Origin of the sequence: Lentzea aerocolonigenes (genome assembly GCF_000974445.1) — a bacterium.
GTDB lineage: Bacteria > Actinomycetota > Actinomycetes > Mycobacteriales > Pseudonocardiaceae > Lentzea > Lentzea aerocolonigenes.
In genome coordinates this window covers 21,678-34,038 of the sequence record NZ_BBOJ01000041.1, presented here as the reverse complement: position 1 = coordinate 34,038, position 12,361 = coordinate 21,678, and the positions used below count along the sequence as shown (strand labels likewise).

General features: G+C 69.7%; 12 protein-coding genes and 1 pseudogene. 7 read left to right on the top strand and 6 right to left on the bottom strand.

What is annotated here, in order from left to right:
- Positions 1–61 precede the first annotated feature (61 nt).
- A pseudogene (locus AOM45_RS53365) lies at positions 62–157 on the bottom strand (hypothetical protein); the annotation flags it as partial.
- A gap of 618 nt (positions 158–775) precedes the next feature.
- On the opposite strand from AOM45_RS53365, the gene AOM45_RS47310 reads away from it, so the two are divergent.
- A complete protein-coding gene (locus AOM45_RS47310) occupies positions 776–964 on the top strand; it encodes a hypothetical protein (protein WP_030473981.1) in 189 nt (62 codons plus the stop codon).
- 123 nt (positions 965–1,087) lie between these two features.
- On the opposite strand, the gene AOM45_RS47305 is transcribed toward AOM45_RS47310, so the two are convergent.
- On the bottom strand, positions 1,088–2,236 hold the full coding sequence (locus tag AOM45_RS47305) for a sensor histidine kinase (protein WP_030473982.1): 1,149 nt from the start codon (positions 2,234–2,236) through the stop codon (positions 1,088–1,090).
- A 375-nt stretch (positions 2,237–2,611) separates the two neighbouring features.
- Here AOM45_RS47305 and urtA point away from each other — a divergent pair, with 375 nt between their 5' ends.
- The 6 genes from urtA to AOM45_RS47275 all read left to right on the top strand — a co-directional run bounded on the left by urtA (position 2,612) and on the right by AOM45_RS47275 (position 8,139).
- Positions 2,612–3,865, top strand: a complete 1,254-nt coding sequence (gene urtA, locus AOM45_RS47300) for an urea ABC transporter substrate-binding protein (RefSeq protein WP_030473983.1) — start codon at positions 2,612–2,614, stop codon at positions 3,863–3,865.
- Between the two features lie 73 nt (positions 3,866–3,938).
- Positions 3,939–4,823: an urea ABC transporter permease subunit UrtB gene (gene urtB, locus AOM45_RS47295; RefSeq protein ID WP_030473984.1), complete on the top strand. Its 885-nt coding sequence runs from the start codon at positions 3,939–3,941 to the stop codon at positions 4,821–4,823.
- Positions 4,820–5,932 carry an urea ABC transporter permease subunit UrtC gene (urtC, locus tag AOM45_RS47290; RefSeq protein ID WP_030473985.1) on the top strand — a complete coding sequence of 371 codons (1,113 nt, stop codon included), beginning with the start codon at positions 4,820–4,822 and terminating at the stop codon, positions 5,930–5,932. Before urtB ends, urtC begins: the two co-directional genes overlap by 4 nt.
- Positions 5,929–6,705, top strand: a complete 777-nt coding sequence (gene urtD / locus AOM45_RS47285; RefSeq protein ID WP_051784820.1) for an urea ABC transporter ATP-binding protein UrtD — start codon at positions 5,929–5,931, stop codon at positions 6,703–6,705. The genes urtC and urtD overlap by 4 nt, the downstream gene beginning before the upstream one ends.
- Positions 6,706–7,398: an urea ABC transporter ATP-binding subunit UrtE gene (gene urtE, locus AOM45_RS47280; RefSeq protein ID WP_030473987.1), complete on the top strand. Its 693-nt coding sequence runs from the start codon at positions 6,706–6,708 to the stop codon at positions 7,396–7,398.
- Positions 7,399–7,416: 18 nt separating this feature from the next.
- The gene (locus tag AOM45_RS47275; RefSeq protein ID WP_030473988.1) at positions 7,417–8,139 is read left to right on the top strand and encodes a GntR family transcriptional regulator; all 723 of its coding nucleotides are present in this window, start codon (positions 7,417–7,419) and stop codon (positions 8,137–8,139) included.
- 180 nt (positions 8,140–8,319) lie between these two features.
- Here the strand turns inward: AOM45_RS47275 and AOM45_RS47270 are convergent, their stop codons facing one another.
- The 4 genes from AOM45_RS47270 to hmgA are packed head-to-tail and all read right to left on the bottom strand — an operon-like array spanning position 8,320 to position 12,360.
- Entirely contained in the window at positions 8,320–8,946 is a 627-nt protein-coding gene (locus AOM45_RS47270; protein ID WP_030473989.1) for a CoA transferase subunit B, read from the bottom strand.
- A complete protein-coding gene (locus AOM45_RS47265) occupies positions 8,943–9,710 on the bottom strand; it encodes a CoA transferase subunit A (RefSeq protein WP_201780202.1) in 768 nt (255 codons plus the stop codon). Before AOM45_RS47265 ends, AOM45_RS47270 begins: the two co-directional genes overlap by 4 nt.
- Positions 9,707–11,035 (bottom strand): fumarylacetoacetase, encoded by a 1,329-nt coding sequence (gene fahA, locus AOM45_RS47260; protein WP_030473991.1) that lies wholly within the window; start codon positions 11,033–11,035, stop codon positions 9,707–9,709. The genes AOM45_RS47265 and fahA overlap by 4 nt, the downstream gene beginning before the upstream one ends.
- A complete protein-coding gene (gene hmgA / locus AOM45_RS47255; protein WP_030473992.1) occupies positions 11,032–12,360 on the bottom strand; it encodes a homogentisate 1,2-dioxygenase in 1,329 nt (442 codons plus the stop codon). The genes fahA and hmgA overlap by 4 nt, the downstream gene beginning before the upstream one ends.
- Position 12,361: the final 1 nt, after the last annotated feature.

Here is a 12,361-nt window from a genome sequence, read left to right as displayed (position 1 = left end):
GTCCGAGCGTCCATCGCTGGTTGCTGCCGCCGTTGCACGTCCACAGCCGGCCCCCGGTGACGTCGAGGCAGAGTCCTGACTGGACACCGGTGATCGAGCCGTCGGGGTTGCGCGGCCTCTGCTGGTTGGTCTGGCCGTCGCAGGACCAGATGATCACCTTGGTATCCGCGCTGTCACCGGTGGTGCGCCAGCTGTTGCCGACACCAGCGCCCCAGGTCCGCACGCTGTCCTGGCGTCAGTTGCAGACGCTGTAGGGGGTGTTGGCCAGCGCGTCGCGCATGGCCGTGTAGCGGGGCTGTCACCGCCAGGCCGATGGCGCGAATCAGTCGACTACGCCGAGAAGAGGCTTTCTGTCGACGTCGAAAGCGTGCTGGACTGCGCATGCGGACCCCATCATCGTTGACGGCGAGCACGAACAGCGCAACGGCGACCGATCCGATCCGCACACGAGTCGGCACACGCTGTTATGTGAACGCTAACACAGTCTGTGGGCGACGTGAAGGCGCCTACTGGAGGGATGAGTCCCTTGATCGTTTCGGCTCCGTGGGTTACTCATTAGTGAGCGTGCGCATCGGCCTTTCGCAGGCACGGGAAGACAGTCTGCGACCTGAGACTCAGAAGACAGGAACTCCAGACGCCTGGAGATGAGCGCCGGTGCACGGCCGACAACGGGCCAAGCTTGAACATCCGCGCCACGAAGGTGGAGCCTGCTCCACCTCGCACACGGCAGCTGAGGGGATCTTCGGGACAGCACCTGTTCACTAGCGTTTGCGGCATGACGAACATCGCGACGAACGCAAGCAAGCAACGCCAACGTTTTCTGCTGTGGACCGCCCTCGTGGTGAGCGCGATCTGCAACGCGGGGACGTCGATCGCAGGTCCCGGCAGCTTCGTCAGCATCACCTTCGGTGTGCTCACCCTCCTGTGCGGTGCCGGCTTGATCGCCCACTACCGCAGGCGCTGACCCATCAGGCCCGAGGTGGACCAGCAGCGAGGCGGTGAGGCCTGGCCACTGCGCGCGGGCCTCGACCGCGGCTCGCAGGTCGGCACGGAGTGGGTGGGTGAGGCCTTCCCGAAATGCCCACGCTCATGGTCCCGCGGGAATCGCCACCCGCACGACGGTGGGGCCACCCGAAGGGCTGTCGATCTTGGTCGTGCCGTCGAACGCGGCGATCCGGTGGTGGATTCCGCGCAGGCCGGTGCCCTGGCCGTCATCGGCGCCGCCGTGGCCGTTGTCGGTGACCTCCACGACGAGTGCGCCGTCCTCGCCGCGCAGGCTCACGATGATCCGGTCGGCTCCGCTGTGCTTCACGGCGTTGGTCAACGCCTCGGCCACGACGAAGTAGGCCGCCGCCTCCACCGCCGCAGGTGCCCGTGGCAGCGGATGTTCGTCGAGTGTGCACGGGATCGCGCACTGCGCCGCCAGCGAGGCCACCGCCTCCGAAAGACCCCGTTCGGCCAGCACCGCCGGATAGATGCTGCGCACCACCTGGCGCAGTTCGGCGAGCGCGTCGGTGGCCGCGTTCTGGGCGGCGAGCACCGAGGGCAACGCCGCGGCGGGATCGCGCATGAGGGCTCGTTCCACCAGTCCCAGCTGCATCACCACCGCGACAAGGCGGTTCTGGGTGCCGTCGTGCAGGCTGCGTTCGATGCGCTGCAGCTCGATGCCGTGCGCGTCCAACGCGGCCGCCCGTGTCGCCGTGACCTCGGCGAGGCGTTCGGCGAGCGACTGCACCGGCGGCGCCAGCCGGGCGGCGCTGACTTTCGCGTACCACCGGCCCAGAGGCGGTACCAACAGGGCGCCCATCAGGCCGTACGCGGCGGCCGTGGCCAGCGTGAGGGCCGCGTCGCTCCACGACCGCACCGGCAGGCCCAACGTGGAGGTGACCTCGGGGACGAACGGCCAGAACGCGGCGATGAGCACGTTCTGCACCACGCCGGTCACCGACCCCACCGGCAGCAGCCCTGCCAGGATTCCGGTGGTGGCCTGCAGCACGAGCCACCGGACGTCCCGGCGAACGGTCGTGGCACTGTCCTCTGTGGACGGTAGCGGGACCGGGGTCGCCAGGTACCGGCCGACGCGGTCGCGTTCGTTCGCGGCGAGCTGGCCGACGGCCTCCAGGACGCGGGGCGGGTGCGGCAGCGCCATCCGGACCAGCAGGCCCAGTGCCCGCAGCCCCACGACCACACCGAAGGCGAGGAAACGCCACGCGTTCAGCCCTGGCAGGTTCGTCACGGTGACTCCTTCTCGATCAACCGGGGAGCAATGGTGACACGCCAGGCACCCGCGCCAACGGCATCGGCAGGACGGCGCGCAACGCGATGCGGCCAGGACCCTCGCGTGCGGCTGGGGTCGTCAGTGACCCCGGAGCACAACACACATCGCGCTCGCCTCGACTCGTGCGGTGCTCACGACCTGATGTTTCCGGCGGATCACGCCGCCCAGGCCTGGCCGGGCCGTTCGGCTACGACGCCGTAACCGCGCGCAGCCACCGCCGCAACATCGTGTACGTAGCGTTCCGGCCCTGGATACAGGCCTGTATCCAGCAGCTCAGAGGCGGCTTTCGACGAGCTCCGCGCTGCCTCGGCCTTCGTGAAAGGCGCATTGCGGATGAACATCTCACTAGCCCGGCGCTTGGTCGCCGTGGCAACGGTGTCGGCGATGGGACTGCTCGTCGGCTGCGGTGCTCGTGTGTCCGACGACCCGGCGGCCGGTGGGGCAGGTGCGGCCTGCGTCGACACCTCGGGGTCGTCGGTCAAGATCGGTTTCCTCAACTCGCGTTCAGGCACGATGGCGATCAGCGAGAACACCGTCTACAACTCGCTGAAGCTCGCGGCCGACCAGATCAACGCTTCCGGCGGTGTCGCGGGGAAGCAGCTCGCGATCGTTGCCGAGGACGGCGCGTCCGAGCCGACGAAGTTCGCGGAGAAGGCCGAGAAGCTGATCCGCGGTGACTGCGTGGCCGCGGTGTTCGGCGGCTGGACCTCGTCGTCGCGCAAGGCGATGCTGCCGGTCTTCGAGTCCAACAACGCCCTGCTGTTCTACCCGGTGCAGTACGAGGGCCTGGAGTCGTCGAAGAACATCTTCTACACCGGCGCCACCACCAACCAGCAGATCGTGCCGGCGCTCGACTACCTCAAGGAGAAGGGCGCCAAGAGCCTCTTCCTGGTGGGCAGCGACTACGTCTTCCCGCAGACCGCCAACAAGATCATCAAGGCGTACGCGAAGGCGAACGGCATCGAGGTCAAGGGCGAGGAGTACGCGCCGCTCGGGCACACCGACTTCTCCACCATCGTCTCGAAGGTCAAGGCGGCCGACGCGGACGCGGTGTTCAACACCCTCAACGGCGACTCGAACGTGGCGTTCTTCAAGGAGTACAAGAACGCGGGCCTGACGGCGGAGGCGATGCCGGTGCTGTCGGTGTCGATCGCCGAGGAGGAGGTCGGCGGCATCGGCGTCGGCAACATCGTCGGCCAGCCGGTGGCGTGGAACTACTACCAGACCATCGACAGCGCGCAGAACAAGAAGTTCGTCGCCGACTTCAAGGCCGCCTACGGGCCGGCGAAGGTCACCTCCGACCCGATGGAGGCCGCCTACACCTCGTTGTACCTGTGGAAGGGCATGGTCGAGAAGGCGAAGTCCTTCGCGGTGGCGGACATCCAGAAGGCCGCGGGCGGGGTCAGCTTCGACGCTCCCGAAGGAAAGGTGACGGTCAACGGGGAGAACCACCACATCGCCAAGACCGCGCTGATCGGCAAGATCGGCCAGGACGGCCTGATCTACACCGACTGGACCTCGGGCAAGCCGATCGAGCCGGACCCCTACCTCAAGTCCTACCCCTGGGCCACCGGCCTGTCCGGCTGAGCATCCGCACTCCGTCACCGGCCGGGGACCACCCGGCCGGTGACCCGCCGCTCCGATCTCACGGAGGCATGTCGTGGAAATCCTGCTGAGCCAGCTGTTCAACGGCCTGTCGGGAGGGTCGATCCTCCTGCTGGCCGCACTGGGCCTCGCCTTGACGTTCGGGCAGATGGGCGTCATCAACATGGCGCACGGCGAGTTCATCATGGCCGGCGCCTACACCGCGTTCGTCGTGCAGAACCTGCTCGGCGACGCCGGGTCGTCGCTGCTGGTGTCGCTGCCCGCGGCCTTCGTGGTGGGCGGCCTGCTCGGTCTCGCCCTGGAAGCGTTGCTGCTGCGACGGATGTACCACCGTCCACTTGACACGTTGCTGGTCACCTTCGGTGTTTCTCTGGTGCTGCAACAACTCGCCCGCGACGTGTTCGGCACCGCCGGGGTCGACGTCGCCGCTCCGGGGTGGCTGTCCGGTCCGGTGCAGGTCTTCGGGGTCGCGTTCCCGAAGACCCGGTTGTTCATCCTGGCGCTCGCGATCGTGGCGGTGGTCGTGCTGTCGGCGTTGCTCGCGTTCACCCCGCTGGGCCGCCGGATCCGTGCCACGGTGCAGAACCGGTCGCTCGCGGAGAGCTCGGGCATCTCCACCCGGCGCACCGACCGCATCACGTTCTTCGTCGGTTCGGGGCTGGCGGGGGTCGCCGGGGTGGCGCTCACGTTGATGGGCTCGATCTCGTCGAACCTCGGCACCAACTACATCGTCGACGCCTTCCTCGTGGTCGTGGTCGGCGGGGTCGGCCAGATCAAGGGCGCGGTGATCGCGGCGTTCGTGCTCGGCGTGGCGCAGTCGTGGATCGAGTACTCCACCACCGCGTCGATCGCCAAGGTCGTGGTGCTGGTGCTCATCGTGGCGTTCCTCCAGGCACGCCCCCAGGGCATCTTCGTCGTGCGGACCCGGAGTCTCGTATGAACCTCAAGTCGTTCCTCAGCAGCAGGTGGGCGGTGGCAGCCGGGTTCGCCGTCGCAGCGGTCCTGCTGCTCGTCGTGGCACCGGCGTTGCTCTCGTCGTTCCGGCTCGGGTTGCTGGGCAAGTACCTCTGCTACGCCATGGTCGCGGTCGGCATCGGCCTGGCGTGGGGGCGTGGCGGGATGCTCGTGCTCGGGCAGGGCGTGTTCTTCGGGCTCGGCGCCTACATCATGGCGATGCACCTGAAACTGGCCGACGCCCCGCCGAGCACCGGCGTGCCCGACTTCATGGCACTGATCTCCTCGGACGGCGTCCCCGCCTGGTGGGAGCCGTTCCGGTCCGGCGCGGTCACGCTCATCGCGATCGTGGTGGTGCCGGCGGCGGTGGCGGTCCTCCTGGGACTCGCGACGTTCCGGCGCAGGGTGCGCGGCGCGTACTTCGCGATCCTGTCGCAGGCGCTCGCGGCGGCGTTCGCGATCCTGCTGATCGGCAACCCGCGCAGCACCGGTGGATCGACGGGTCTCAACAACTTCAAGGGGTTCTTCGGGTTCTCGCTGCGCGACCCGGCGAACCGGATGACCCTCTACGTCATCGCCGTGGTCGCCCTGCTCGCGATGGTCGCGGTGGCGCGCCAGCTGATGGTGAGCCGCTACGGCGAGCTGCTCGTGGCGTGCCGTGACGCGGAGGAACGGGTGCGGTTCCTCGGGTACGACCCGGCGGCGATCAAGACGTTCGCCTACGCCGTCGCCGCGGTGATGGCGGGGGTGGCCGGGGCGTTGTTCGTGCCGATCGTGGGCATCGTGTCGCCCAACGACGTCGGCATCGTCCCGTCGATCGGGCTGCTCATCGGTGTCGCGATCGGCGGCCGCACCACGTTGCTCGGGCCGGTGCTCGGCGCGATCGCCGTGGCCTGGGCCCAGACGTCGCTGTCGGAACGCTTCCCGTCGGGCTGGACCTACGCGCAGGGCCTGCTGTTCATGCTGGTCGTGGCGTTCCTGCCGGGCGGGCTCGCGTCGCTGCGGCCGATCGTGCGCGGATGGCGGGAACGGCAGCGGCCCTCCCGCACCGCCGATTCGGCTGGAGTCCCGTCGCTCTCGGGGAGCTCGCGATGAACGTCGACTACCTGGAACTGACCGACCTGACCGTGAGCTTCGACGGGTTCGTGGCGGTGGACCGCGTGAACATGTCGGTGCTGCCGGGCGACCTGCGCTTCCTCATCGGTCCCAACGGTGCGGGCAAGACCACGCTGATCGACGCGGTGTCCGGACTGGTGCCCGCCACCGGCACGGCGCGGTGGGCGGGGGAGAACCTCGTCGGCCGCAAGGTGCACCGCATCGCCCGGCTCGGCGTGGGCCGCACGTTCCAGACCGCCACCGTGTTCGAGGAACTCACGGTGGCGCAGAACCTCGACATCGCGGCCGGCGCGCGTCGTGGTCTGCTCACGCTGGCCCGGCGCCGCACGAGTCTGCCGGAAGTCGTCGTCAAGGCGATGGACACGATCGGGCTCACCGACCTCGCGGACGCCCTCGCCGGCACGTTGTCGCACGGTCAGAAGCAGTGGCTGGAGATCGGCATGGTGCTGGTGCAGGACGCCCGGCTGATCATGCTCGACGAGCCGGTGGCCGGTATGAGCGCCGAGGAGAAGGATGAGACGGGGCGGCTGCTGCAACGCATCGCCGCCGATCTGACCGTCGTCGTGGTCGAGCACGACATGGACTTCATGCGGGCCTTCGCCACGTCCGTGACCGTGCTGCACGCCGGGAAGGTGCTCGCGGAGGGGTCGGTCGCGCAGGTGCAGGCCGATCCGCGGGTGCAGGAGGTCTACCTCGGTCCGGGCGAGCACTCGAAGGCCGTCGCCGAGGCCGTGCTGGGGGAGGGGGCGTAGATGCTGCAACTCGTCGACGTGGAGGTCGCCTACGGGCGGACCTCCGTGGTGCACGGCGTCACCGTCGAGGTACCGGCCGGTGGTGTCACCGCGATCATGGGCCACAACGGCGCGGGCAAGACCACGCTGTTGCGGGCGGCGGTCGGCACCCTGCCCGCACGGTCGGGGCGGGTGCTCCTCGACGGAGAGGACGTCACCGCGCTCGCGCCGCACAAGCGGGTCGCGCGCGGTCTGGGGTACGTGCCGCAGGGACAGCAGTCGTTCGGGCAGATGACCGCGATGGAGAACCTGCGCGTGGTCGCCGACGGACGCCCGCGCGGCGGGGCGTTGATCGACGAGGCCCTGGACCTCTTCCCGGCGCTGCGGGGGCTGCTCGGCCGCCGCGCGGGCCTGCTCTCCGGCGGGCAACGCCAGCAGCTCGCGATCGCCCGCGCGCTGGTCGCCCAGCCGCGGGTGCTGATCCTCGACGAACCCACCGAGGGCATCCAGCCGTCGGTGGTCGCCGAGATCGAGGAGATCATCCTCGGCCTGACCAGGCGCGGAGACCTGTCCGTGCTGCTGGTGGAACAGCACGTGGGCTTCGCGTTGTCGGCCGCGCACTCGTACTACGTGCTCGCGTCCGGCCGGGTCACCTCGTCCGGTTCCGGTGGAGAGACAGCGCTCACCGACGTTCGCGCTGCGATGGCCATCTGAGACAGCTACACAGTGCCCATGAACGAGACCAACGCCCATGCCCCGACCTCGCTCCGCGAGCGCGTGTACCTGGAGCTGCGCGACGAGGTGCTGGCTGGGCGGATCGGTCCCACCGAACGGCTGACCGAACCACGCCTGTCCAAGCGGTTCGGGGTGTCGCGCACGCCGGTGCGCGACGCCCTGACCCGGCTCGTGGGCGACGGCCTGCTCGCCCGTGAGGAGTGGGGTTACTCGGTCGTCGTGCCGAGCATGGCCCGCGTCCGCGACATCTACGAGGTGCGCATCGCGGTCGAGCTGCGCGGGATCAGCCGCAGCATCGAGAACCCGCAGGTGCGGCACGACGTCGACGCGCTGGGCGCCGAACTGGAGCACTGGTACGCGCTCAGGGCCGCCCCGCCCGAGCCGTCACCGGAGTTCGTGCTCGAGGACGAACGCTTCCACACCGCGCTGCTCGCCTCGTCCGGCAACGCCGAGCTCGTCGCGGTGCTGGCGGACGTGACCCGCCGCATCCGGCGCGTCCGCATGTACGACTTCATGATCACCGGCCGCATCGAAACCTCGATCGACGAGCACATCGAGATCGCCGAACGGGTGGCAGAGGGCCAGCTGGAGACCGCGCACCGCCTGCTGCACGAGCACATCGGGGCCTCGCTGGAGATCGTCGTCGAACGCGCCACCCGCTCGCTCGCCGCGATGAACGCGCTCGCCGGCCCCACTCCGCTCTACCTCGGGTCGCCCTGACGACAGGTCCGCCGGCCACGCCGTGCGGCTGGGGCTGACTCCCCCCACCAGCGCGCCGATGAGGTTCTGGTGGCGAGCGGGCGGGCGCGATCCACCCTGGCTCATGCGCTGAACCGCGGTTCTGACTTGAGGCGCCCGCTTCGTGGCCCCCTGCGGTACGGCACGGTCGTTCAGCGGCCGTCAGCGCAGGGCGGGCTCCGTCTTCGCGTGGACCTCGGCCTCGGTGACCCCTGGTGCCAACTCGACCAGCCGCAGCCCGTCGGCGGTCACGTCCAGGACGCAGAGGTCGGTGATGATCCGCTGGACGACGGCCCTGCCGGTCAGTGGGAGGCCGCACTCGTTCACGATCTTGAACGACCCGTCCCTGGCGACGTGCTCCATGAGGACGATGATCTTGCGGGCGCCGTGGACCAGATCCATCGCGCCGCCCATGCCCTTGACCATCTTGCCGGGGATCATCCAGTTGGCGATGTCGCCGGTCGCCGAGACCTGCATGGCGCCGAGGACGGCGCTGTCGATCTTGCCACCGCGGATCATGCCGAACGACGTGGCGGAGTCGAAGAAGCTCGCGCCCGGACGCACCGTGACCGTCTCCTTGCCGGCGTTGACGAGGTCCGCGTCGACGTGCTCCTCGTCGGGGTAGGGCCCGACGCCGAGGATGCCGTTCTCCGACTGCAGGACCAGCTCGACGCCCTCCGGTACGTGGTTCGGCACGAGGGTCGGCAGCCCGATGCCGAGGTTGACGTACTCGCCGTCCTCGAGTTCGGCCGCGGCGCGTGCGGCCATCTGCTCCCTGGTCCAGCTCAACGGACCGTCCTCTTCTCGATGCGCTTGTCGGCGGCGGCCTCCGGCGAGAGCGCGACGACGCGCTGGACGAAGACGCCAGGGGTGTGAATCTGGTCGGGGTCGAGGTCGCCGGGGTCGACGAGCTCCTCGACCTCGGCGATCGTGATGCGTCCGCACATCGCCGCGAGCGGGTTGAAGTTGCGCGCGGCCTGCCGGAAGACGAGGTTGCCGTGACGGTCGCCCTTGCTGGCGCGGACGAGGGCGAAGTCGGCGATGATCGCCTGTTCCAGGACGTACTCGCGCTCGCGGCCGTCGGCCGTGAACCGCCTGGTCTCCTTGGCCGGGGAACTCACGGCCACCTCGCCCTCGGCGTCGTACTTCCACGGGATGCCGCCCTCGGCCACCTGCGTGCCGGCGCCGGTCGCGGTGAAGAACGCGGGGATGCCGGAGCCGCCCGCGCGCATCCGTTCGGCGAGCGTGCCCTGCGGCGTGAGCTCCACCTCGAGTTCTCCGGCGAGGTACTGGCGGGCGAACTCCTTGTTCTCGCCGACGTACGACGACACCACGCGCCGCAGCCGGCCGGCCTGCAGCAGCCGGCCGAGGCCCCAGTCGTCGACGCCGCAGTTGTTGGAGACCACCTCGAGGTCGGCGGCACCGTGGTCCAGCAGGGCCTCGATGAGCGCGGACGGGATGCCGCACAGCCCGAAGCCGCCGACCGCGATGCTCGCGCCGGACGGGATGTCCGCCACCGCCGCGGCCGCGTCGTGGAGCACCTTGTCGATCACCGCGCACCTCCGGGAGCGGGAGAGATGGCGGCCCGGCACTCGCCGAAGCCGATCGGGGCAGCGCCCTCGCGGTGGGCGCGAGCGCGCAGGACGACCTCGTCGCCGTCGAGCAGGAAGGTCCGTTTCTCGCCGTTGGGCAGGGTGAAGGGCTCGGTTCCGCCACGGGTGAGCTCGAGGAAGCTGCCCTCCGACCCCGGCGTCGGACCGGAGATCGTGCCGCTGCCGAACAGGTCGCCGGGCCGCAGGTTGCAGCCGTTGCTGGTGTGATGGGTGATCATCTGCGCCACCGACCAGTACATGTGCCGTGTCGACGAGGAGCTGACGAGCACGGGCTCCTCGCCCGCCGCCCGCATCCGCGCGGTGACCAGGTGGACCTCGAGGTCGATGTCGAAGCCGCAGCTCGCGCGGTGCGCCTCGGAGTCGAGGTGCGGCAGTGGGGCGGGGTCGGCGGCGGGACGGTCCCACCCCGTCCGGTACGGCGCCAGTGCCTCGGGGGTCACCACCCAGGCCGAGACGGTCGAGGCGAAGCTCTTCGCCAGGAACGGGCCCAGCGGCTGGTACTCCCAGGCCTGGACGTCGCGCGCGCTCCAGTCGTTGAGCAGGCAGAAGCCGGCGACGTGGTCCTCGGCGTCGTCGAGGGCGACCGGCTCGCCGAGCTCGTTGCCCCGGCCGATCCAGATCCCGAGCTCCAGCTCGAGGTCGAGCCGCTGGGTCGGGACGAGCGCCGGCACGTCGGCGTCGGGCCGCTTCGTCTGGCCGAACGGCCGCACGACGGTGCCGCCGCTGACGCCGATGCTGGACGCCCGGCCGTGGTAGCCGATCGGCACCCACTTGTAGTTGGGCAGCAACGGGTTGTCGGGCCGGAAGATCGAGCCGACGTTGACCGCGTGCTGGATGCCGACGTAGAAGTCGGTGTAGTCGCCGATCGTGCTCGGCAGCAGGACGTCGACGTCGGCCACCGGAGTGAGCAGCGCCGCGACCTGCTCCTGAGCCGGGGACCCCTCGACGAGCAGCGCGTGCAGTGCCGTCCGCAGGGCTCGCCGCGGACCGGCGCCCAGCGCGAAGAGAGCGTTGAGGGACTGCTCGCCCGCGGCCTCTGCGGCAGCCAGCGCCTCGTCCTCGAGCAGGCCCGCGCCGGCGAGCCCGGACAGGTCGAGCACGTCGTCGCCGATCCGCACGACACCGCGCGGTGCTCCGCCCGCGCGAGGTGCGACCACACCGAACGGCAGGTTCTGCAGCGGGAAGTCGCTCTCCTCACCCGCCGACGCGACCCAGCTGCGCAGGCTCGGGTCGTGCGTCACGTCGAGGTCGGCCGGGGCGCTCACGGCTGCTCCGGGGTGAAGCGCTTGACCAGACCGCTCCAGCAGTTCGCGTAGTCGTGCTGGCGCTGCGGTGACTCCGCCGCGTACGCCGTGACCCGCTGGGGGAAGCGGGTCTCGAACATGAAGGCGAGAGTGCCCTCCTGCTTGACCGGCTTCATCTCCTCCGTGCTGCCGGCTTCGAACGCCTTGGCATCCGGGCCGTGCGGCATCATGCAGTTGTGGAGGCTGATGCCACCCGGTGCGAACCCGCCGCCGGGCTTGGCGTCGTAGACGCCGTACACGAGTCCCATGAACTCGCTCATGATGTTCATGTGGTACCACGGCGGGCGGAAGGTGTCCTCGGCCACCATCCAGCGCTCGGGGAAGCAGACGAAGTCGATGTTGGCGGTGCCCGGCGTCTCGCTCGGCGAGGTGAGCACGGTGAAGATCGAGGGGTCCGCGTGGTCGAAGAGCAGCGGGCCCACCGGCGAGAACCGTCGCACGTCGTACTTGTACGGCGCGTAGTTGCCGTGCCAGGCGACCACGTCGAGCGGTGAGTGACCGAGCGTCGTCCGCCACAGGTCACCGCCCCACTTCACGTAGAGCGTCGAGGGCACCTCGCGGTCCTCGAACGCCGCGACGGGCGTGAGGAAGTCGCGCGGGTTGGCCAGGCAGTTCGCGCCGATCGGGCCGCGCTCGGGCAACGTGAAGGCGCCGCCGTAGTTCTCGCAGAGGTAGCCGCGGGCGGGACCTTCCGGCACCTCGACGCGCAGCTTCACGCCGCGGGGGACGACCACGATCTCTCCGGGTTCCGCGTCGATGACGCCGAACTCGGTGCAGAACCGGACCGCGTTGTGCTCGAGGACGAAGAGCATCTCGGCGTCGCCGTTGTAGAAGTACTCGTCGACCATCGAGTCGGTGATCGTGTAGACGCTGTTCGCGAAGCCCGTCTGCGCCTCGACGTCACCGCCGGTCGTGATCGTGCGGATGCCGGTGATGAACGTGGTCCGCACGGTGTCCGGCAGTGGGTGCGGGTCCCAGCGCATTTGCGCGATCGGCACCTTGGGGGCGTCGTCCGGGGCCGAGCGCCAGTGCTTCACGGCCTCCGTGGGGCTGCCCGCCTCGGTCGGCACGAGGCTGAACTCACCCCAGTGGGCGACGCTCGGACGGATCCGGTAGAGCCAGGAACGCTCGTTGCTGGCTCGAGGGGCGGTGAACGGCGAGCCGCTCAGCTGCTCGGCGTACAACCCGTAGGCGCATCGCTGCGGCGAGTTGCGGCCGACCGGGAGGGCACCGGGAAGGGCCTCGGTCTCGAAGCCGTTGCCGAAGCCGGACAGGTACGAAGTCATC